Source organism: Arthrobacter sp. E1SS-5, from assembly GCF_057073715.1.
The window spans coordinates 729,205-751,212 of record NZ_CP172703.1; the positions used below are offsets into that span (position 1 = coordinate 729,205).

Genomic DNA, 22,008 nt, shown 5'->3' on the forward strand with positions numbered 1-22,008 from the left:
CTGGGATTGTGGACGGTCGAATAATCATTGCGTACGTGGAGCAGGCAGTGTTCTTCATCCTTGGCCTGGTGGCCTTGGGGCTTGAACTGTGGGCTTTTGTGGACTGCCTCCGCCACCGGCCCAACGCCTTCGAAGCCACCGGCAAACGGACCAAGACCTTCTGGCTTGCCCTCACCGGCGGTGCAACCGCAGTGGGCCTCATCTCTCTGCTTGGCGCAGGTGGCGGCATCTTCAGCACCCTCGGCCTGTTCGGGCTCGCCGCTGTCGTGGCAGCCTCCGTCTACCTGGCTGATGTCCGGCCCGCGGTGAAGGACGCCGGCCGGGGCGGCAGCCGCAACATGGGTCCCTACGGCCCCTGGTGATCCCCGGCTCCCCTGGCTAAGGGCGCCACGGCCTCCCAGTCCACCGTCAGCTCACCCAGCCGCCACCTGCCCGGTCCGTCCTGGACCGGCCACCCGGCGCCGCGCAGGCTTCGGCACATGCCCACCCATCGCTGCCGGTTGCCAAATGACCCCAGCGCGGCGCTCTCAAGCCACGCCCGGTCCATCGCCTGCATGAAAGTGTGAACGGGTTCACCGGGGACGTTGCGGTGGATCAGGGCCTTGGGCAGCCGTTCGGCGACGTCGGAAGGCAGGTCGAAGCTCCCAAAGCGGACGGAGATGCTGAGGGACAGCGGGCGGTGCCGGTCCAGCGCCACCCACGTCACCCGCCGCCCGATCTCGTCACACGTGCCGTCGACGAACAGGCCGTCAGGAGCCAGCCGGTCCTGCACCAGCCACCAAATGCCCGCAACGTCAGCCTCCTCGTACTGCCGCAGCACGTTGAAGGCCCGGACCAGGACGGGGCGCCCGGGAACAGGCAGCTCAAAGCCGCCCACTTGGAACGTCAGTCCGGGACGCTCCAGCGGAAGGGCCGCCCGGACGCGCTCCGGCTCAATCTCGATTCCGCAGACGCGCACGTCAGGCCGGACCACGGCGAGCCTTTCATAAAGTTCGACGGCGGTGGCCGGCGTTGCGCCATAGCCCAGGTCCACCACGAGCGGCTCGGTTGCCCTCCTCAGCCGCCAGGCCTGCGGTCCCGCCAGCCATCTGTCCACCCGGCGCATCCGGTTGGGGTTGGTGGTGCCACGGGTCACGTTGCCCACCGGCCGCCCCTGCCTGGTGGCGGAGGACCTGCTGGAAAGTTGCGGGGCATTGACCCGTTCAGCCTTTTGAACCACTGCACAACCCTATCTTCGACGGCGGCAGTGTGCGGCAGCTTTGTGCGGCCGCCTGTAACGCTGGGCGGGCGGCAACACTGCTCGGCTAGGATGAAAATCATGACTTACAAGCTGATCCTGCTGCGCCACGGCCACAGCGAATGGAACGCCAAGAACCTGTTCACCGGCTGGGTGGACGTTGACCTGAACGACCAGGGCCGCGCGGAAGCAGCGCGCGGAGGTGAGCTGCTGGTAGAGAACAACATCCTCCCGGACGTGCTCTACACCTCCCTCCTGAAGCGGGCCATCAACACGGCCAACATCGCCCTGGACAAGGCTGACCGCGGCTGGATCCCGGTCAAGCGCGACTGGCGCCTGAACGAACGCCACTACGGTGCGCTGCAGGGCAAGGACAAGGCCCAGACCCTGGCCGAGTTCGGCGAGGAGCAGTTCATGGAGTGGCGCCGCTCCTACGACACCCCGCCGCCGCCCCTGTCCGACGACTCCGAGTTCTCCCAGGCACACGACCCGCGCTACGCGGACCTCGGGGACGCCCTGCCGCGCACCGAGTGCCTGAAGGACGTCCTGGTGCGCCTGCTGCCCTACTGGGAATCGGACATCAAGGAAGACCTCAAGGCCGGCAAGACCGTCCTGGTCACCGCGCACGGCAACTCGCTCCGCGCGTTGGTCAAGCACCTGGACGGCATCAGCGACGAGGCCATCGCCGGCCTGAACATCCCCACCGGCATCCCGCTGGTGTACGACCTCGACGAAAACTTCCAGCCGATCAAGCCCGGCGGCACCTACCTCGATCCCGAGGCCGCCGAGCAGGCCATCCTGGCCGTTGCCAACCAGGGCAAGAAATAAGGCCTTAACGCATACGACGGCGGGCTGGTCACCTCAGGTGACCAGCCCGCCGTCGTATGTCCTGCTTGGGATTAGCTGTGCTCGGTGGCGTTGGGCTGCCACGCGCCCGTGACCAGGTAGGTCACCTTCTGGGCGACGGAAACGCCGTGGTCCGCGAACCGCTCGAAATAACGGCTGGCAAGGGCCACGTCCACGGTGGTGGCAGGCGACCCGGACCAGTCGGGCGACGCGATGGCCTTGAACACGCTCAAGTGCAGGTCATTGATGGCCGTATTGGCCTTGAGGATGTCCCGGGCCACCTCAAGGTCACGGCTCTCCAGCAGGACCGTCAGCTTGTCTGCGATTTCCTGGTCCAGTTCGGCCATCCGGTTGAACGTGTCCGTCATGGACTCCGGAATCACCATGGAGGGGTAGCGGAGGCGGGCCAGCTGGGCGATGTGCCGGGCCAGGTCGCCCATCCGCTCCAGGGAGGCGCTCATCCGAAGGGAACCCACGATCATGCGCAGGTCGCTGGCGACGGGGCCCTGAAGCGCCAGAATGTCGATTGCCCGCTCATCCAGGCTGTTCTGCAGGAAGTCAATCCGCGCATCGGCGGCGATGACGTCCTGGGCGAGGTCCACGTCCGCTACCTGGAAGGAGGTAGTGGCCTTGGCCATCGCTTCGCTGACCAGCCGGGAAATCTCCACCAGCTGGTCACCGACCTGGGTGAGCTCTTCCTGAAAAACCTTACGCACGTAGGCGTCCTTTCCTTGGAACTCCCGCCGGCCGCTCCAGGGCAGCAGGAATCGTGTCGCCGTTGGGCGGTCTAACCACCAACTTTGGCATCGCCCGGTAAACGATTATCCCCACACAGATGAACGTTAGTTGAACCGTTCGCCCGATGCCCCGGAACGCGGCGGGCGGCTCCAGGCAAGAGCATAAAGTGGAGCTGTGGATCCTATGCTCATTGGTCTGGTTGCCGGCCTTATCGGCCTGGCGCTTGGCACGTTCGGCGTGCTTGCCTACCGGGTCAGCGAGAAGCAGCGCGAGCTGTTGGACGTCGAACCCGAGGAGCTGTCGCTTCCGGCCGGCGCAGCGGAGGTGCTGGCCGTCGTCGGGCGTGCCTTTGTGGTGCTGGACGACGTTGACGGCGTGGTCCGTGCCAGCCCCGCAGCCTACGCCTACGGACTGGTCCGCGGACACACCGTGGTCCACAAGGAGCTCCTGGACATGACCGCCGGGGTCCGGCGGGACGGGGTCATCCTTGAAAAGCAGCTGGAGCTTCCGCGGGGGCCGTTGGGGCAGGGAACCATCATCGTCCAGGTCCGGGCAGCCATGCTGGGCGAGGAATACATCCTCCTCCTCGCCGATGACCGTACCGAGATCACCCGTACCGAAGAGATCCGCAACGACTTCGTGGCCAACGTATCGCACGAGCTGAAAACCCCGGTGGGTGCCATCTCCCTGCTGGCCGAGGCGCTCGAATCTTCCGCCGATGACGAAGAAGCCGTCCGCCGCTTCGCCAAGCGCATGCACAAGGAATCGGCAAGGCTCGCGGCCCTGGTCCAGGACATCATCGAACTTTCCCGCCTGCAGGGCGCCAGCGTGACGCAGCAGGGCGGACCCGTGGACATCAACGCCGTCATCGCCGAGGCCGTGGACCGGTCGCAGCTTCCCGCCGAAAGCAAGAACATCAGCATCGTGGTGGGCGGGCGCACCGAAGGCAAGGTGTTCGGCGACCAGGACCTTTTGGTGACGGCGCTGCGGAATCTCATCGACAACGCCATCCGCTACTCACCCCCCAACACCCGCGTGGGAATCGGCGTCCGTTCCAGGGAAGGCCTGGTCTCGATTTCCGTGACCGACCAAGGGGATGGGCTCAGCCCCGAGGAGCAGGAACGCGTCTTCGAGCGCTTTTACCGGGTGGACGCGGCACGGTCGCGCCAGACCGGGGGCACCGGCCTGGGCCTCAGCATCGTCAAGCACGTGGCCTCGAACCACGGCGGGGAGGTGACGCTGTGGTCCCAGCCCGGGCAGGGATCCACCTTCACCCTCCGGCTGCCCGAAATGGAAGGGCAGGAGGGCGACGCCGGGCCTTCAGTTCCGGACGCGCCGGCAGTGGCGCCGGTGCAGCCCCGGGAGACGTCCGGGCGGCCAGCCCCTACCCAAGTACCCCGCGCCGCCGGCGCAACAGAACCGGGCGCTACAGAACAAGGAGCTAGAGCTTGAGCAGGATTTTGATTGTGGAGGATGAGGAATCGTTCAGCGATCCCTTGTCCTATTTGCTGGGTAAAGAAGGTTTCGAGGTGGAGGTGGTGGACAACGGCCTCGACGCCATCACCGAATTCGACCGCAACGGCGCCGACCTGGTGCTGCTTGACCTGCAGCTTCCGGGCCTCTCCGGCACCGAGGTGTGCCGCCAGCTCCGCCAGCGTTCAAGCGTCCCGGTGATCATGCTCACCGCCAAGGACTCCGAGATCGACAAGGTAGTGGGCCTTGAGCTCGGCGCGGATGATTACGTAACCAAGCCCTACTCGTCCCGCGAACTGGTGGCCCGGGTCAGGGCCGTGCTGCGTCGCCAGGGTGAGCCGGAGGAGCTGGTCTCGTCCACGGTCCAGGCCGGGCCCGTCCGCATGGATATTGAGCGGCACGTGGTGAGCGTTGACGGCGAGCAGGTCCTGCTTCCGTTGAAGGAATTCGAGCTCCTGGAGATGCTTCTGCGCAACTCGGGCAGGGTGCTGACCAGGGGCCAGCTGATCGACCGCGTGTGGGGCTCCGACTATGTGGGTGACACCAAGACCCTGGATGTCCACGTGAAGCGCCTCCGCGGCAAGATCGAGCCCGATCCCTCTGCCCCGCGCTACCTGGTGACGGTCCGCGGCCTCGGTTACAAGTTCGAACCCTAAACCGGCCGGACGGCGGCATAACGAAAGGGAGGAGCCGTGGGGCTCCTCCCTTTCGTTATGCCTGCCGGCCTCCTGCGGCCGGAGACTGCTTAGCGGCTGGTGGCGGTTGCGGTAGCGCTCGGAGTGGCGCCGGCTGACGAGCCCGCCCCGGCCGGCGAGCTCTCGCTGGCGGATGAGCTGGCGCTGGCTGACGAACTCGGGCTTGCTGAAGAGGAAGACGTCGCGGAGGAGCTCGGGGTGGGGACGTAGTTCTTGTACTCCTGGAGGGTGGCGTCCAGGACAGGAACCTTGACGGTGTTGCTGACGTTGGTGCCGTTCTCGCTGATCTTGACGTCCACCAGGGAGCCGGGCTTCCCGCCGGTGGTGCTCAGGATGGCGGCATCAGAGTTCTCGTTGAGCAGCGTGTAGGAGTTGGCCTTCACCGGAACCTCGGTCTGCGAGCCCTTGGCGCCGTTGACCGTGAGCTTCACGTCCTTGGAGGAGGAGTTGTAGACGGCGCCGATCAGGCGGCCGGGCTCATTTTCGCCGGCGGAGACGATAAGGATGTTCCGCAGCTGCAGCGGACCGAGGTCCGCGCGGATGCCGTCCGAGGCGGAGTACTGATGGCTGGTCTGCTGGGGCGTGATGTAACCGCAGCCCGCGGTCAGCAGGCTGGCGCCAAGGGCAGCAGCCGTCAGTGCCAGTTTGCCGCGCTGGGCCCGGTTCATCGCAGTGGAACGCACGTCACGTACTCCTCGAGAAATTTGAAGTCTTTTTCAGCCATAGCCTATCCGCAAAGAGGGTCAAACGAGGATTCGGCCGTGTCACAACCCCTGTGCGAGCGCTCACGTGAAGCACTAATCTGCCCATTCGTCAAGAGGGTGAACCAAGTTGATTGGGCCGATTTTCCGCGTATTTTCGCGGTTCGAAGCTCTTTCCCCGGCCGGTCATATGCCTGAATCGTGATAAACTGGTCAGCGGGAAAGGGGAAATGTCCACATGGTATTTGAGGTCGGCGAGACAGTAGTTTACCCTCACCACGGTGCTGCGAAGATTGAAGAAATCAAGATGCGCACCATCAAGGGCGAAGAGAAGATGTATCTCAAGCTCAAGGTGGCTCAGGGTGATCTGACCATTGAAGTTCCAGCAGAGAACGTTGACCTTGTTGGGGTCCGGGACGTAGTGGGCAAGGAAGGCCTGGAGCACGTGTTCGATGTGCTCCGCGCCGAGTTCACCGAGGAACCCACCAACTGGTCACGCAGGTACAAGGCAAACCTGGAGAAGCTTGCTTCCGGTGACGTCATCAAGGTGGCAGAGGTTGTTCGCGACCTGTGGCGCAGGGATCACGACCGGGGCCTTTCCGCAGGCGAGAAGCGAATGCTGGCCAAGGCCCGCCAAATTCTGATTTCAGAACTGGCGCTGGCTGAAAAGACCGACGAGGAGAAGGCTGCAAGCGTTCTCGACGAGGTCCTGGCTTCCTAAGAATTTAGCCCCGGCGGCACGCAAGTGCCGCCGGGGCTTCTTTTTGCCCCCGCGGATGCCGCGCCTGCGCACCTGCCGGAAGGGCCGGCGTCGTAGGCTAGTCCGCATGAGTGAATCACCTCCGCGCCTGGTCACAGCTGTCATCCTGGTGGCCGCAGGCTCAGGGCAACGACTTGGCTACGGCATGCCCAAAGCGGCCGTGCCGCTGGGCGGCGAGCCAATCCTGATGCATGCCCTGCGCGGCATCGTCGCGTCCGGGGTTGCCACGCAGGTGTGCGTCGCCCTGCCCGCAGGGGACCAGGGCCTGCGCCAGTTGTGCGACGACTTCCGCGGGGAACTTGCCGACGGCGGACCCCTCCTGACGCTTGTCGACGGCGGATCCACCAGGGCGCACTCCGTCCGGGCCGGCATCGCGGCCCTGATGGAGGGCATCGATGCGGTCCTGGTCCACGATGCTGCCCGCGCACTGACACCCGAGTCGGTTTTCCACCGTGTGTCCGATGCGCTTGCCGCCGGTGCCGATGCCGTGATTCCCGCGCTTCCGGTTGTGGACACCGTCAAAACGGTGACTGCCACCACGGGGCAGGATGCGGCCTTCGCCCCCGAGGTTGTCACGGGAACCGCCCGCCGCGAGGAACTGCGCGCGGTACAGACGCCCCAGGGGTTCCGGATCGGCACGCTGTTGCAGGCGCACCAGGCGGCCGAGGCCCTGGATGAGGAACAGTCGGCGGCTGTCACCGATGACGCCATGCTGGTTGAAATGCTGGGCACTCCCGTCCACGTGGTCCGCGGCTCAACGCAGTCCCTCAAAATCACCACGCCCCTGGACCTGATCTTCGCCGAAGGCCTCCTGGAAGGCCCGCTCGGAGCCCGGTGGGTGGAAGGATGAGCCAGGACATGGTCTTCCCCCGGACCGGCGTCGGAATCGACGTCCACGCGTACGCCCCCGAAGACGCCCCGCGGCCGCTCTGGCTGGGCGGGCTCCTGTGGCCGGGCGAACGTGGCCTTGCCGGGCACTCTGATGGGGACGCCGTGGCGCATGCCGCCGCGGACGCACTGTTCTCCGCCGCCGGCATCGGCGACCTTGGCACGCACTTCGGTACGGACCGTCCGGAGTTCGCAGGCGCCTCAGGCGCCACCCTTCTCGCGGAGGCGGCCCGGATCGTCCGGGCGGCCGGCTTCGAGATCGGCAACGTTGCGGTGCAGTTCGTGGCCAACCGGCCCAAGTTCGGGCCCCGGCGGGAGGAATCCCAAAAGGTCCTCAGCGAAGCGGCCGGCGCGCATGTGGGAGTCACGGCAACCACCAGCGACGGCCTGGGCTTTACCGGACGCGGCGAGGGCATTTCGGCGGTGGCCACCGCCCTGGTGTACCCGCGTCAGACCTAAGGCATCGGCTAGTCTGGAGCGGTGACCTTGCGCTTCTATGACACTGCCTCCGCCGAAGTCCGGAACTTCGTCCCCCTCGTCGAGGGCAAGGTCAGCCTCTATTACTGCGGAGCCACGGTCCAGGGCCTGCCGCACGTGGGCCATATCCGTTCCGCCATCGCTTTCGACCAGCTGACGCGCTGGCTGCAGTACCGGGGGCTGCGCGTCACTGTCGTCCGCAACGTGACGGATATCGACGACAAGATCCTTGCCAAGTCGGAGGCTTCCTTCGCGCCGGACTTCAGCCCGGAAACGGGGGAGGTGGCCCGCGAAGAGTGGTGGGCACTGGCATACCGCTACGAGCGCGAATTCCTGAAGGCCTACGACACCCTCGGCGTTTCCCGTCCCACCTACGAACCCCGGGCCACAGGGCATATCCCCGAGATGCACGCCCTGATCCAGGAGCTGATCGACCGCGGCCACGCCTACCCTGCCCTTGATGATTCCGGCGATGTGTACTTCGACGTCCGCTCCTGGGACAGGTACGGCGCGTTGACCCGGCAAAACATCGATGACATGCAGGCAGCGCCCGACGCCGATCCGCGCGGCAAGAAGGATCCCCGCGACTTTGCGCTGTGGAAGGGTTCCAAGGAAGGCGAGCCGGCCACCGCCAGCTGGGCCTCGCCCTGGGGTGCCGGCCGGCCCGGCTGGCACCTTGAGTGCTCCGCCATGGTCACCAAGTACCTCGGCACCGCCTTTGATATCCACGGCGGCGGACTGGACCTGCGCTTCCCGCACCACGAAAACGAAATGGCGCAATCCCAGGCGGCTGGCCACCCGTTCGCCAACTTCTGGATGCACAACGGCATGGTGACCTACCAGGGCGAAAAGATGTCCAAGTCCATCGGCAACACCATCAGCCCGGCCGAAATGCTGGAACTGGCCCCGCCCCGGGTGGTGCGCTACTACCTGGGCCAGGCGCACTACCGCTCGGTGCTGGATTACCGGCCCACGTCGCTGCAGGAGGCCGCTGCCGCCGTCGAACGCATTGACGGGTTCCTGGCCAAAGCGGCGGCCCGGTTCGGGGGCGACGCCGGCATTGCCGACGGTAACCGGGGCGCGTCCGCCGGAATTGATGCATTCTGCGAAGCCATGGACGACGACCTCAACGTCCCCCGCGCCCTGGCGGCCCTGCACGACACCGTCCGGGCCGGCAACACTGCCCTGGCCGAGGGTGACGACGCCGCCGCGCGGGACGCCCTGCACGCGGTGGCCCTCATGACCGACGTCCTGGGCCTCAACGCCGTCGCCGGGTCCGCGGCCGTGAGCACCCGGGAGGCCGAGGCACTGGAGGTCCTCGTGGAAGCGCAACTGTCGGCGCGCGCCGCTGCCCGCGCCGAAAAGGACTGGGCCGCCTCCGACGCCATCCGGGACACCCTGAACCAGGCCGGCGTCGTGGTGGAGGACGGCCCGGACGGCGCCACCTGGAGCCTCAAGCGCGACTAAGGCTCACCACCAAGCCCGGCTGAAACCCCCAGGACAACCAGCAGCCCCCGATTTTTTTCGGGTCAGTAGACTGGTATGCAGACTCAGTCAGCACAATCAAGGGTGGAACATCATGGCCAACAATGGTCGCCGATCGGTGAAAGCGAAGAAGGGCCCAACCGTCGGAACCGGTGGCCATGGCCGCAAGGCCCTCGAAGGCAAGGGGCCCACCCCCAAGGCCGAGGACCGCGTCTACCACAAGGCCCACAAGGCAAGGCAGCTCGCCGAACGCTCGGCCGCAAAGCGCGGCACCGGTGCCCGCAGCGCCGGCGCCGGCAAATCCGGGCCCAAGGGGCGTGCCACCGAGGAAGTGGTCACCGGACGCAACTCCGTGGTTGAAGCGCTCCGCGCAGGCATCCCGGCCAAGGCACTGCACGTGGCCATCCGCATCGAGATGGACGACCGCGTCAAGGAATCCCTGAAGCTCGCCGCCGAACGCGGCATCCCGCTGATGGAGACAGGCAAGCCTGAGCTGGACCGGATGACGGATGACGCCGTCCACCAGGGCCTGGTGCTGCAGATCCCGCCCTACGAGTACCAGGACGCCTACGAACTGGCCGAAGAGACCGTGGAGAAGTGGAAGAAGGGGCACATCGCCAACGCCCCGCTCTTCGTCGCCCTGGACGGCATCACCGACCCCCGCAACCTGGGCGCCATCATCCGTTCCGTCTCCGCCTTCAGCGGCCACGGCGTCATCGTGCCCGAGCGCCGCTCCGTGGGCGTCACCGCCTCGGCCTGGAAGACCAGCGCCGGTGCGGCAGTCCGCGTGCCCGTTGCCCGCGCCTCCAACCTGAACAACGCCCTGAAGCAGTTCAAGAACATGGGCATCTTCGTGCTGGGGCTCGACGGCGACGGCGACGTCTCGCTGCCTGATCTCACCTTGGCCACCGAGCCGGTGTGCATCGTGGTGGGCTCTGAAGGAAAGGGCCTGAGCCGCCTGGTCCGGGAAAACTGCGACCAGATCGTCTCCATCCCCATCGATTCGGCCATGGAGTCGCTCAACGCCTCGATGGCCGTGGGCATCTCGCTGTATGAAGTCTCCCGCCAGCGCTCCGCGGGATAGTTAGCCGGGACCCAAGTCCCTGGCAGGTTTCCCGGCGCCGCAGGGGCGAACGGGCAGGTCAAGTGCCAATGGCCGCTACTATTTAGGTGATGGTCATGCCGCTCTTCGACACCGCATCCGCCATGGACGCCTCCTCGGCTGTTCCCCTCGGTGTCAGCGTCCCGCGCGCTGATTCCGGTGGCACCCGCCACCACGCGGGCGGGCGGGCCAATGTTGCCTGCTTCGCGCCAGCCGTCCCCAGCCTGGACATCGCTTACTGCCCTCCGGGCGGGGAGTGGAGGGTCCAGACCCTGCCCAACATCAGCAGGGGCGTCCACCACGGAATCGTGGAGGACCTGCCTTACGGGTCGCGCTACGGCTTCCGTCCGTCGTCGGATAACCAGCCGTTGCCCCCTGCAATTCCCACGGGTAACAACGGCGGCAACGGGTCGGCCAGGCAGCCGTTGCTGCTCGATCCGTACGGCAGGGGAGTTGACCAGCGCGACGGCGTCCTCACCAGCGTCCGCACCGCAACCGAGTTTGACTGGGGAACGGACGAACGCCTGCGACTTCCCTGGCGCAACACCATCGTCTACGAAGCCCATGTCCGCGGCCAGAGCATGCTCCATCCGGACGTGCCGAAAGAACTGAGGGGCACCTACGCCGGCCTGGCGCATCCTGCCGTCGTCGAGCATCTCACCAGCCTGGGCATCACGTCTGTCCAGTTGCTGCCGGTCCACTTCCACATCGACGAACCTCACCTCCAGGACCTGGGGCTCAGCAACTACTGGGGGTACAACACCGCTGCCTTCTTCGCCCCGCACCCCGGGTACGCCACCCAGGCTGCGCAGGAAGCCGGGGCGCAGGCGGTCCAGGACGAGTTCAAGGCCATGGTCAAGGCACTGCACGCCGCCGGGCTGGAGGTCATCCTCGACGTCGTCTACAACCACACGGCGGAGGGCGGAGTCGAGGGGCCCGTCCTGAACTTCAAAGGACTGGGGAAAGACACGTACTACCGGGTGGACGACCATGGAAAATTCGTCGACACCACCGGCTGCGGCAATGCCCTGAACTTCGCGGACCCGCGTGTGGTCCAGCTGGTCACCGATTCGCTGCGGTACTGGGTGGATGAGTTCCACATTGATGGCTTCCGCTTCGACCTGGCCGTCACACTCTGCCGCAATGCCGCGAACGAATTCGATCCCAAGCATCCCTTCCTCACCGGCGTCGCCGCCGATCCCGTCCTGTCCGAGGCCAAGCTGATCGCCGAACCCTGGGACATCGGCTACGGCGGCTGGCAGACCGGCCAGTTCCCGCCCGGGTGGGTGGACTGGAACGACCACTTCCGGGATGCAGTGCGGACCTTCTGGCTGGCGGACCGTGCTGCGATCGATGCCGGCGGCCACGGCGGAACCATGGCCAAGCTGGCGGACGCCCTGTCCGGTTCCGCAGGCCTCTTCCAGGCCTCCGGCCGCTCGCGCCTGGCGTCGGTGAACTTCGTCACCGCCCACGACGGCTTTACCATGAACGACCTGGTGTCCTACGACCGCAAGCACAACGAGGACAACGGCGAGGAAAACAGGGACGGCCACGGCGACAACCGCAGCTACAACCACGGCGTGGAAGGCCCCACAGAGAACGGGGTAATCCTGGCAAAGCGTGCCCAGTCCAGGCGCAACCTCATGGCATCGCTGATGGTGTCATTGGGAGTGCCCATGATCACCGCCGGCGACGAGCTGGCAAGGACCCAGCAGGGCAACAACAACGCCTACTGCCAGGACAACCACATCACCTGGCTGGACTGGACGCTGTCGCCGGAGGCACACGAAATGCTGCGCAGCACCAAGCGGTACATCCGCTTGCGCAAGGAGTTCCTGGCCGCCCAGCCCCACGATTTCCCTGTGCGGGACGAGCAGTCCTACCTTTACTGGTTCGACCACGAGGGCCAGCCCATGTCCGCCGACCGCTGGAACGATCCGCACTGCCGGGTCATGCAGCTCCTGCTGGGGGACGACAATGGTGAGCTGGCCGGCCTGGTGGTGGTCAACGGCAGCGCCTCCGACGTGGAGGTCACGCTCCCGGACGCAGGGAGGCGGACCCCCAGCCTGTTCGAGCTTCGGCTGACCACCTCGCCGCGCCACAAGGAGCGGCAGGGAATCCAGGTGCCTTCGGGGGAAACCGACCTCGCCGAGGCCAACTCCATCAGCATCTACCGCACGTAGACACCTCCAAAAATAAACCCACCAGCCGGCAGGTACCCCCCGAATGCGCAACCGCTCCATCGTTCCCTTGCTCATCACCACTTTGGTGGTGCTGGCCATGGTGGCGTTCGGCGGGGCGGGGTTGCTGGGCCAGCAAACGGAAAGTGCGACGCCGGGAACGGCTTCCAGCCAGGGGTCCACTCCGGGCGGCACGGCTGCGTCAGGGGCGGCCAAGCAGTCTGCGCCCCACCGGGCGGCCAACCCGTCCAACCTGCCCGAAATCCGGGAGTCTGCGCTCCCCGTCGAAGGCCGGAGGGTGCTGGCGCTGATCCGTGCGGGCGGCCCCTACCAGTACAGCCAGGATGACCAGGTATTCGGAAACTTCGAACGGGTTCTGCCGGTCAAGGACCGGGGCTACTACCGCGAATACACGGTTCCAACGCCCGGCGAAGCGGACCGGGGCGCCAGGCGGATCGTTGCAGGGAATGGCGGCGAGAAGTATTACACCGGGGACCACTACGCAACGTTCAAGTACATAGCGGAAGGCAGCTAGCACAACCATGAGAATCTTCTCCGGCGACACCTGGACCCTGGAAGAACTGCAGGAACAGGTAGCTGACGCCGGCCGCCGCAGCGTGGTGGTCCCGCCGGCTGACAGCAAGCGCGCCGTCCTGGAAACCTTCGGCGAGGTCCTGGACTTTCCCGAACACTACGGCGTGAACCTGGACGCCCTGAACGACTCGCTCCACGACTTCGCGGACAGCATCACCGACAACGGCAACCCGCCCGTTACGGTCCTGTGGCAGGTGGCCGCCCCGTTCCGCAGCGACCGGTCGTTCGGCATCATCTGCGAGATCCTGCAGGACGCCGAACGCTACGCGGGCAAGGACCTGGCCGTCACCGCCGTACTCCTCTGAAGCAGCTCCTGCTTTAAGGGCGACGCACCCCAGCTAGCCCTGCGGACGCTCCTCATACGAAACATAGGTGTCCAGCAGTGCCGAAGCCCTGCCGCCGTCGTCCTCTGCTGCCAGGCCCTTGCGCATGCTCTCCGCCTTCTGCCGCCCTGCCGGGAAGGGCGGCAGCAGCGGGATCTCGGGGTCGGTCAGCACCTCGATCACCACGGGGCAGTCCGCGGCGAAGGCCTGCTCCCACGCCTCTGCAAGCAGCTCAGGGTCCTCCACGCGGATACCCTTGAGCCCCAGCAGGTCGGCGTAGCCGGCGAAGGGAAAATCGGGCAGTTCCTGGCTGGCGGCAAACCGCGGCTCGGCCTCCGACTCACGCTGCTCCCACGTGACCTCGGTCAGCTCCCGGTTATTGAACACGCACACCACGAACCGGGGATCCTGCCACTGGCGCCAGCGGTGCGCCACCGTGACCAGCTCCGCCAAGCCCAGCATCTGCATGGCGCCGTCCCCGGCCAGGGCCAGCAGCGGACGGTCCGGGTGGGCCAGCTTGGCGGCGATCCCGTACGGGATGGAGCAGCCCATGCTGGCAAGCGTCCCGGAAAGGTGCGCAGGGACGCCCTGGGGCAGCACCAGTTGGCGGGCGTACCAGTAGACGCAGCTTCCGACGTCGACACTCACCAGGGCGTCTCCGGGCAGCCGGCCGTTGAGCTCACTCACCACGCGTTCCGGGTTGACGGGGCTGGCGGGGACGGCGGCACGGTCTGCCGCCAGGATGCGCCAGCGGCTGACTTCTGCCTCCACCTCCGAGCGCCACTGGGTCCGCGGACGGTGCTCCAGCCGTTGGTTGAGGGCCGCAAGGGCTGAGGCGGCGTCGCCTGCCAGGCCCACCTCGACGGGGTAGCGGTTGCCGATCTTCTTCTCGTCGATGTCAATCTGGACGGTACGGGCAGCGCCGGGCGGCGGATAGAACTCGGTCCAGGGATCGTTGGAGCCCACGATCAGGAGGGCGTCGCAGCTGCCCAGCAGGTGCGCGCTGGCCGTGGTGCCAAGATGTCCCATGGTCCCCACAGCGATGGGCAGGCTCTCATCCACGTGAGGCTTGCCCAGCAGGCTGGTGGCGATTCCCGCCCCAAGTTTCTCGGCAATCGCCTCCACTTCCTTGCCGGCATGCCTGGCTCCCTGGCCTACCAGGAGCGCCACCCGTTCCGCCGAATTGAGCAGGGCGGCCGCGGCGGCGAGGTCCTCTTCGCGGGGAGTCTTGGCCGCGGCGCTCCAGGACGGCGCGGTGACCACGATGCCGTGCTGCTGCTCCAGTTCCGGGGCGGGCGCGGACTGCACGTCGTGGGGGATGATTACCACGCAGGGGGAGGAGGTGGCCTTCGCCGTCCGGAAGGCCCGGTCCAGCACCATGGGCACCTGCTCCGCCGCACTGACCTGCTGCACGAACTGGGAGGCAACGTCCTTGAACAGCGCCATGAGGTCGATTTCCTGCATGTAGGCGGAACCCAGCACGGTGCGGCTCTGCTGTCCCACGATGGCCACCACCGGCACGCCGTCCAGCTTGGCATCATACAGCCCGTTGAGCAGGTGGACGGCGCCGGGGCCCTGGGTGGAGGTGACCACCCCTACGCCGCCGGTGTACTTCGAATGGCCCACGGCCATGAACGCGGCTGACTCCTCATGCCGCGCCTGGACAAACTCAACCTGTCCCTCAGTGCGGCGCAGGGCCCCCATGAACCCGTTGATGCCGTCCCCGCTGTAGCCGAAGACCCGGTCCACGCCCCATGTGGTGAGGCGCTCCACGATTACGTCGGCCACCGTGCGTTCGGTCATTGGTCCTCCTGGGTTGGGTTCCTGGCCTGCATGCCAGGAACCGTACCCATCGGACCCGGGGGCTAAGCGTTGACGATCAGTCCCAGCTCGGCTTTGGACGCCAGGGCTTCATGCCGCGGCAGGACCCGGACGGTGTAGCCGAAGGGCCCGGAGCGGTCGATCACCAGGGAACCGCTGAACAGGTGGCGTCCGTTGCCCAGGTCCTCCTTCACCTGCAGCTCCATCATGGTGATGTCCGCCAGGGTGTCGTTCTCCTCTGCCCGCCCGTACGCCACCTCCACGCAGACATCGTCCGGGGTGAGGGCGTTCAGGGCCACGTAGGCGTTGACCTGCAGCGTGTCGCCGATTTGCGGATCCTCGGACACGCCTACGGAATCCACATGCTCCACATGCACCTGCGGCCACGCGCTGCGGACCTTCGCCGACCAGGACGCCAGCGCCCGGGCCTGGGCGTAGGAGTTGGCAGTGGCGCTGCGGCCCGCATCCGCCGCCGGGCGGTACAGGATGTTCACGTAGTCCCGGAGCATGCGCTCGGCGGAAACGGCGGGGCCCAGGTGGGAGAGGGTGTGCTTGATCATGGACACCCAGTGGGTGGGCACCGTTTCGCTCCTGGTGGTGGACGGCCCGGCAGCGCCGGCGCCCTCGGAGACCGTGCCGCCGTAGAAGCGGGGGGCCACCTGCGTTTCCAGCAGCTCGTACAGCGCCGCGGCCTCGATGTCGTCGCGTTCTTCCGGCGAGGCGTCGTTGTTGGCGGTGGGGATGGCCCAGCCGTTCTCGCCGTCGTACATCTCATCCCACCAGCCGTCCAAAACGGACAGGTTCAGGGACCCGTTCAGTGCCGCCTTCATGCCGGACGTACCGCAGGCTTCCAAAGGCCGCAGCGGGTTGTTCAGCCAGACGTCGCAGCCGGGAAACAGGGTCCTGGCCATGGCGATGTCGTAGTTGGGCAGGAATGCGATCCGGTGCCTGATTTCCGGATCGTCCGAGAAACGCACCAGGTCCTGGATCATCTTCTTGCCGGCGTCATCGGCGGGGTGGGACTTGCCGGCGATGACCAGCTGGATGGGGTGTTCCTTGTGCAGGAGCAGTGCCTTCAGCCGGGCCGGTTCGCGCAGCATCAGGGTGAGCCGCTTGTACGTGGGCACGCGGCGGGCAAACCCGATGGTGAGCACGTCCGGGTCCAGGACGTTGTCCGTCCAGCCCAGCTCAGCGTCGGCGGCGCCGCGCTTCTTCCATGCCGCACGCAGCCTGCGCCGGACGTCTTCCACCAGGGCCGCCCGCAGTTCCCGGCGCAAGGCCCAAACGTCGGCGTCGCTGACGTTGTAGGCGAGGTCCCACTTGCCCAGCGCTTCCGCCTCGCTGCCAAACTGGTCGCGGGCCAGCTTGGAGATGCGGCTGTCCACCCACGTGGGCACGTGGACGCCGTTGGTCACGGAGGTGATGGGCACCTCCGAGTGGTCGAAGCCGGGCCACAGCGCGGAGAACATGCCGCGGGACACTTCGCCGTGCAGCTTGGCCACGCCGTTGGCGCGCTGGGCCAGGCGCAGGCCCATGACGGCCATATTGAAGACGGAGGGGTTTCCGTCCGCGTAGTTTTCACGGCCCAGTTCCAGGATCCGGTCCACCGGCACCGCGGGGGCCAGCCCGGCCTGGAAGAAGTGGCTGATCTGGTTGATTTCGAACCGGTCGATGCCGGCCGGGACCGGCGTGTGGGTGGTGAACACTGTTGAGGCACGTCCGGCGGCCAGGGCTTCGTCGAACGTCAATGCCTGCTCGCCTGACATCAGTTCCTGGATGCGTTCGATTCCCAGGAAGCCGGCGTGGCCCTCGTTGGTGTGGAACACTTCCGGGGCCGCGCAGCCGGTCAGTTTCTGGAAGGCGCGCAGGGCCTTGACCCCGCCCATGCCGAGCAGCAGCTCCTGCTGCAGCCGGTGGTCGCCGCCGCCGCCGTACAGCCGGTCGGTGATGCTGCGGGCGGCATCGTCATTGCCGGGAACGTTGGAGTCCAGGAGGAGCAGGGGAACGCGTCCGACGTCGGCACGCCAGATGTGTGCCAGGAGGCGCCGGCCGTTGGGCAGGGGGAGGGAGATCTCCAGTGCCTTGCCGTTGCCGTCCGGGGACGGCTCGCGGAGCAGGGTGAGCGGCAGCCCGTCCGGGTCCAGGACCGGGTAGGTCTCCTGCTGCCAGGCGTCGCGGGAGAGGGACTGCTTGAAGTATCCGGCCTGGTAGAGCAGGCCCACGCCGATCAGGGGGACGCCCAGGTCCGAGGCCGCCTTGAGGTGGTCACCGGCAAGGATGCCCAGGCCGCCGGAATACTGTGGAAGGACCTCGGTGATGCCGAACTCGGGGGAGAAGTAGGCAATGGCGGCTGGAGCATCGGACCCCAGTCCCTGGTACCAGCGCGGCTCCTCAAGGTACCGGTCAAGGTCCTTTTCGGCGGCCCGCACCCGCTCCACCACGGACTGGTCCGCGGCGAGCTGCTGGAACTCCTCGCGGCTCACCATCCCCAGGAAACCTATGGGGTCCTGCCCGCTTTCCTCCCACAGGCGCGGGTTCAGCCCGGCGAAGAGTTCCCGGGTGGGGCGGTGCCAGGACCACCGCAAATTGCTGGCCAGCCTGGCCAGCGGCCGAATGGGCTCGGGGAGGACTGTACGGACCGTAAACCTGCGGATTGCCTTCACCTGCGTCACACTAACCGACAACATGCGCGGCCGGAACCAGCTTTCGGTTTCTTTTGGGTAAATGACAGGGGCGTGAAGAAATTGGGCCGCGGCACGGCGTATTTAGTGAGCAGGCTTAGCAATCCTGCGCATTTCTCGCTAACGTCAAGCCTGTGACGACTAACTCAGGAACCAGTGCAGCATCCACCAAAATGCCCCAGCGCCGAATCACCGAGGGCCTGCGGTTCGGACGTTTTCCCATCACCGCCGTGCAGCCTGTCGTCGAGGACGGCAAGTTCCCGGCCAAGGCCCTGCCCGGCGAAGCGATCGTGGTGGGCGCCACCGCCTTCCGCGAAGGCCATGACATGCTCGGCGTCAGCGCAGTGCTCCTGGACCCGTCCGGTGCAGAGCGCCAGCGCGTCCGGCTTGCGCCGCCCCGCGGGGAACGCGGCATGGGCACGGACCGCTGGGAAGGCATCCTCACGCCGTCGGAAACCGGAAACTGGTCCTTCGTCATCGAAGCCTGGCACGACCGCTACGGCACCTGGCACCACAACGCGGAGGTGAAGATCGACGCCGGCATCGACGTCGAACTCATGCTTGCGGAGGGTGCCAAGCTGCTTGGTGAAGCCGCCGCAGAGGACTTCCGGGACGACGTGGACCGGGCAGCCCTTCAGCGTGCCGCGGACGTCCTCGCGGACCAGTCCCGCAGCACCGAGGAACGCCTCGGGGCGGGATTCAGCGCGGAGATCGCGGACATCGTGGCCCGCCAGCCTATCCGCGAACTGGTGACCGTATCCCGGAAATACCCCCTGCTGGTGGAGCGGGACCGTGCCGGCCGCGGCGCCTGGTACGAGTTCTTCCCCCGGTCCGAAGGCGCCGTCAAGGACCACAACACCGGCGCGTGGACCTCGGGGAACTTCCGGACCGCGGCAAAGCGGCTCGACGCCGTGGCGGCCATGGGCTTCGACGTCCTGTACATGCCGCCCATCCACCCCATCGGCCTGCAGCACCGCAAAGGCCCCAACAACACCCTTGTGGCCGGCCCCAACGATCCCGGCTCGCCCTGGGCCATTGGAGCCAAGGAGGGCGGCCACGACGCCATCCATCCCGACCTTGGCACCTTCGAGGACTTCGATGCCTTCGTGGCGCGGGCCAACGAGCTGGGCCTGGAAGTAGCCCTGGACCTCGCGCTGCAGGCAGCACCGGACCACCCGTGGGTGCAGTCCCATCCGGAATGGTTCACCACCCGGGTGGACGGCAGCATTGCCTACGCGGAAAACCCGCCAAAGAAGTACCAGGACATATATCCGCTCAATTTCGATAATGACCCGGAAGGTCTTTCCCAGGAAATTCTGCGGATTGTGCTCCTTTGGGTCAGCCACGGGGTAAAGATTTTCCGGGTGGATAACCCGCATACCAAACCCGTGTGGTTCTGGGAATGGCTTATTGCCGAAGTGAATAAGGCCGAGCCCGGCGTGGTGTTCCTCGCCGAAGCCTTCACCCGGCCCGCCATGATGCACGCACTGGGCAGGGCAGGCTTCCAGCAGTCCTACACCTACTTCACCTGGCGGAACACGAAGAAGGAAATCCAGGAATACTTCGACGAGGTCAGCCATGAGTCCCCGGCGTTCTTCCGCCCGAACTTCTTCGTCAACACCCCGGACATCCTCACCGAATTCCTGCAGTACGGGGGACCGGCGGCATTCCGGATCCGGGCGGTGCTTGCCTCCACCGGAAGCCCGCTCTGGGGCGTCTACGCCGGCTACGAGCTGTTCGAGCACGTGGCCCGGCCCGGCGCGGAGGAGTACATCGACAACGAAAAGTTCGAATACAAGGCCCGCGACTGGGATGCGGCCGCGGAATCAGGGCGCTCGCTGGCCCCGTACATCACCCGGCTCAACCACATCCGGCGGGACCACCCGGCGCTGCTGGACCTGCAGAACCTGACGGTTCACCAAAGCACGGACGACTCCACCGTGGTCTTCTCCAAGCACAAGACGCTTCCCGACGGGTCCAAGGACACCATCATCGTGGTGGTCAACGTAGATCCGCACGTCACCAAGGAATGCAGCGTGGCGCTGGACCTGGCGGCACTGGAACTGGACCCGCAGGACCTCACGCCGGGCGGCGGCTTCTACGTGGATGACCTTATCTCCGGCCAAAGCTGGGAATGGGGCGAGTACAACTACGTGCGCCTGGATCCGCACGTGGAGCCCGCCCACATCCTGAGCGTGAGGAGAATGCATCAGTGAATTTCAATCCGCAAAGTTCCGGCCACTTCACCCCAAAGAGCACGTTCGAGCTAAACGCACCCGGCCTTCAGCATGACCCGCTGTGGTACCGCAAGGCAGTGTTCTACGAAGTACTTGTGAGGGCCTTTGCGGATGCCAACGGCGATGGGTCCGGGGACTTCTCCGGACTCATCGACCGGCTGGACTACCTGCAGTGGCTGGGCGTCGACTGCCTCTGGCTTCCCCCGTTCTTCCAGTCGCCGCTGCGGGATGGCGGCTATGACATTTCCGATTACAACTCCGTCCTGGACGAGTTCGGCACCATCAGCGATTTCAAGCGGCTGGTGGCAGAAGCCCACGCCCGGGGCGTCCGGGTCATCATCGACCTCCCGTTGAACCACACCTCGGACCAGCACCCCTGGTTCCAGGAATCCCGCAAGGACCCGGACGGCCCATTCGGCGACTTCTACGTCTGGAGCGATACCGACGAGAAGTACCAGGATGCCCGCATCATCTTCGTTGACACCGAGGAATCGAACTGGACGTTCGATCCCATCCGGCGGCAGTTCTTCTGGCACCGGTTCTTCAGCCACCAGCCGGACCTGAACTTCGAAAACCCGGCGGTGATCGACGCGGTCTTCGACGTGGTCCGGTTCTGGCTGGACCAGGGGATCGACGGTTTCCGGGCGGATGCCATCCCCTACCTCTACGAGGAAGAGGGCACCAACTGCGAGAACCTGCCGGCAACACATGAGTTCCTCCGCCAACTCCGGACCATGGTGGATGAAAACTATCCCGGCCGCGTGATCATCGCCGAAGCAAACCAGCCGCCCAACGAGGTGGTGGAGTATTTCGGCACCGTGGAAGAGCCCGAATGCCATATGGCCTTCCACTTCCCCATCATGCCCCGCCTGTACTACGCCCTGCGGGACCAGAAAGCCGCCCCCATCATCGAAACGATGCGCGAAACCCCGGATATCCCCGAGGGCGCACAGTGGGGCACATTCCTTCGCAACCACGATGAACTGACCCTGGAAATGGTCACCGCCGATGAGCGGGCGGCGATGCTCGGGTGGTACGCGCCGGACCCGCGGATGCGGGCCAACATTGGTATCCGGCGCCGGCTTGCCCCTTTGCTGGACAACTCGCGGGCCGAAATCGAGCTGATCAACGCGCTCCTGCTCTCGCTTCCGGGCAGCCCGTTCCTGTACTACGGGGACGAAATAGGCATGGGGGACAACATCTGGCTTGAGGACCGCGACGCCGTCCGCACGCCCATGCAGTGGAACCCGGACCGGAACGCCGGCTTCTCGCACGCGGATCCCGGCAAGCTCTACCTGCCGCCCATCCAGTCCCTGGTGTACAACTACGCCATGGCCAATGTGGAAGCGGAGGCGGCGCATTCGGGGTCCCTGCTGCGCTGGACCCGGCAAATCCTCAGCGTCCGCAAGAACCACCCCGCCTTTGGGCTGGGCGGATTCAAGCACGTGGAAGCAGACCACGACGCCGTCCTGGCGTACCTGCGGGAGCTGCCGGCCGGCAACCCTGCCGGTGCCGACGCCGAGACCATCCTTTGCGCCTTCAACCTTTCCCAGCATCCGGTGGCTGCCACGCTGCGCATCCCCGAATATGCCGGACGGGGGCTCCGCGATGTCTTCGGCGGCCAGATCTTCCCTGGCATCGGCGACGATGGCACCCTCACCTTGACCATCGGAAGCCACGATTTCTTCTGGCTCCGGTTGCGCTCGGCGGGGTCCAACCCGTCGTCGCCCTACACCCAGGCCATGCCCATCCTGTCGATAGAGAACTGAG

General features: G+C 66.1%; 19 protein-coding genes. 14 read left to right on the top strand and 5 right to left on the bottom strand.

The genetic code is table 11. From position 1 onward, the window contains the following. The first annotated feature begins 8 nt into the window (after positions 1-8). Positions 9-362: a DUF2516 family protein gene (locus ACIGJD_RS03530; protein ID WP_286401851.1), complete on the top strand. Its 354-nt coding sequence runs from the start codon at positions 9-11 to the stop codon at positions 360-362. Here ACIGJD_RS03530 and ACIGJD_RS03535 read toward each other — a convergent pair. Then, positions 347-1,219 carry a class I SAM-dependent methyltransferase gene (locus ACIGJD_RS03535; RefSeq protein ID WP_483688326.1) on the bottom strand — a complete coding sequence of 291 codons (873 nt, stop codon included), beginning with the start codon at positions 1,217-1,219 and terminating at the stop codon, positions 347-349. The two genes, ACIGJD_RS03530 and ACIGJD_RS03535, sit on opposite strands and share 16 nt — an antisense overlap. 99 nt (positions 1,220-1,318) lie before the next feature. Here ACIGJD_RS03535 and ACIGJD_RS03540 point away from each other — a divergent pair, with 99 nt between their 5' ends. Further along, positions 1,319-2,065 (top strand): phosphoglyceromutase, encoded by a 747-nt coding sequence (locus tag ACIGJD_RS03540; protein ID WP_483688327.1) that lies wholly within the window; start codon positions 1,319-1,321, stop codon positions 2,063-2,065. 71 nt (positions 2,066-2,136) lie between these two features. Here ACIGJD_RS03540 and phoU read toward each other — a convergent pair whose 3' ends face one another. Further along, positions 2,137-2,799, bottom strand: coding sequence for a phosphate signaling complex protein PhoU (gene phoU / locus ACIGJD_RS03545; protein ID WP_483688328.1), 663 nt, complete (start codon positions 2,797-2,799; stop codon positions 2,137-2,139). A gap of 205 nt (positions 2,800-3,004) precedes the next feature. Here phoU and ACIGJD_RS03550 point away from each other — a divergent pair, with 205 nt between their 5' ends. Further along, a complete protein-coding gene (locus tag ACIGJD_RS03550; protein WP_483689418.1) occupies positions 3,005-4,273 on the top strand; it encodes a sensor histidine kinase in 1,269 nt (422 codons plus the stop codon). Beyond that, positions 4,270-4,950 carry a response regulator transcription factor gene (locus ACIGJD_RS03555; protein ID WP_141943665.1) on the top strand — a complete coding sequence of 227 codons (681 nt, stop codon included), beginning with the start codon at positions 4,270-4,272 and terminating at the stop codon, positions 4,948-4,950. Before ACIGJD_RS03550 ends, ACIGJD_RS03555 begins: the two co-directional genes overlap by 4 nt. 89 nt (positions 4,951-5,039) lie before the next feature. Here the strand turns inward: ACIGJD_RS03555 and ACIGJD_RS03560 are convergent, their stop codons facing one another. Then, positions 5,040-5,657 carry a hypothetical protein gene (locus tag ACIGJD_RS03560; protein ID WP_483689419.1) on the bottom strand — a complete coding sequence of 206 codons (618 nt, stop codon included), beginning with the start codon at positions 5,655-5,657 and terminating at the stop codon, positions 5,040-5,042. Between the two features lie 271 nt (positions 5,658-5,928). On the opposite strand from ACIGJD_RS03560, the gene ACIGJD_RS03565 reads away from it, so the two are divergent. The 8 genes from ACIGJD_RS03565 to ACIGJD_RS03600 all read left to right on the top strand — a co-directional run bounded on the left by ACIGJD_RS03565 (position 5,929) and on the right by ACIGJD_RS03600 (position 13,481). Next, a complete protein-coding gene (locus ACIGJD_RS03565; RefSeq protein ID WP_011690592.1) occupies positions 5,929-6,411 on the top strand; it encodes a CarD family transcriptional regulator in 483 nt (160 codons plus the stop codon). Between the two features lie 106 nt (positions 6,412-6,517). Then, complete coding sequence (gene ispD, locus ACIGJD_RS03570) at positions 6,518-7,300, top strand: 2-C-methyl-D-erythritol 4-phosphate cytidylyltransferase (protein ID WP_483688329.1); 783 nt, start codon at positions 6,518-6,520, stop codon at positions 7,298-7,300. Continuing rightward, a complete protein-coding gene (gene ispF / locus ACIGJD_RS03575; protein ID WP_483688330.1) occupies positions 7,297-7,797 on the top strand; it encodes a 2-C-methyl-D-erythritol 2,4-cyclodiphosphate synthase in 501 nt (166 codons plus the stop codon). The genes ispD and ispF overlap by 4 nt, the downstream gene beginning before the upstream one ends. 21 nt (positions 7,798-7,818) lie before the next feature. After that, a complete protein-coding gene (cysS, locus tag ACIGJD_RS03580; RefSeq protein WP_483688331.1) occupies positions 7,819-9,282 on the top strand; it encodes a cysteine--tRNA ligase in 1,464 nt (487 codons plus the stop codon). Positions 9,283-9,394: 112 nt separating this feature from the next. Beyond that, positions 9,395-10,384 (top strand): 23S rRNA (guanosine(2251)-2'-O)-methyltransferase RlmB, encoded by a 990-nt coding sequence (gene rlmB / locus ACIGJD_RS03585; protein WP_483688332.1) that lies wholly within the window; start codon positions 9,395-9,397, stop codon positions 10,382-10,384. An 89-nt stretch (positions 10,385-10,473) separates the two neighbouring features. After that, on the top strand, positions 10,474-12,585 hold the full coding sequence (glgX, locus tag ACIGJD_RS03590) for a glycogen debranching protein GlgX (protein ID WP_483688333.1): 2,112 nt from the start codon (positions 10,474-10,476) through the stop codon (positions 12,583-12,585). 43 nt (positions 12,586-12,628) lie between these two features. Continuing rightward, positions 12,629-13,117 carry a guanyl-specific ribonuclease gene (locus ACIGJD_RS03595; protein ID WP_483688334.1) on the top strand — a complete coding sequence of 163 codons (489 nt, stop codon included), beginning with the start codon at positions 12,629-12,631 and terminating at the stop codon, positions 13,115-13,117. 7 nt (positions 13,118-13,124) lie between these two features. Further along, the gene (locus ACIGJD_RS03600; RefSeq protein WP_483688335.1) at positions 13,125-13,481 is read left to right on the top strand and encodes a barstar family protein; all 357 of its coding nucleotides are present in this window, start codon (positions 13,125-13,127) and stop codon (positions 13,479-13,481) included. 33 nt (positions 13,482-13,514) lie between these two features. On the opposite strand, the gene ACIGJD_RS03605 is transcribed toward ACIGJD_RS03600, so the two are convergent. Together ACIGJD_RS03605 and glgP are read right to left on the bottom strand one after the other, a co-directional pair. Beyond that, positions 13,515-15,302, bottom strand: coding sequence for a thiamine pyrophosphate-requiring protein (locus ACIGJD_RS03605; protein ID WP_483688336.1), 1,788 nt, complete (start codon positions 15,300-15,302; stop codon positions 13,515-13,517). A gap of 62 nt (positions 15,303-15,364) precedes the next feature. After that, positions 15,365-17,983: an alpha-glucan family phosphorylase gene (gene glgP / locus ACIGJD_RS03610; RefSeq protein ID WP_483688337.1), complete on the bottom strand. Its 2,619-nt coding sequence runs from the start codon at positions 17,981-17,983 to the stop codon at positions 15,365-15,367. A 191-nt stretch (positions 17,984-18,174) separates the two neighbouring features. Between glgP and ACIGJD_RS03615 the strand changes: the two genes are divergently transcribed. Further along, the gene (locus ACIGJD_RS03615) at positions 18,175-20,217 is read left to right on the top strand and encodes an alpha-1,4-glucan--maltose-1-phosphate maltosyltransferase (RefSeq protein ID WP_483689420.1); all 2,043 of its coding nucleotides are present in this window, start codon (positions 18,175-18,177) and stop codon (positions 20,215-20,217) included. After that, the gene (gene treS, locus ACIGJD_RS03620; protein ID WP_142131118.1) at positions 20,214-22,007 is read left to right on the top strand and encodes a maltose alpha-D-glucosyltransferase; all 1,794 of its coding nucleotides are present in this window, start codon (positions 20,214-20,216) and stop codon (positions 22,005-22,007) included. The genes ACIGJD_RS03615 and treS overlap by 4 nt, the downstream gene beginning before the upstream one ends. Position 22,008: the final 1 nt, after the last annotated feature.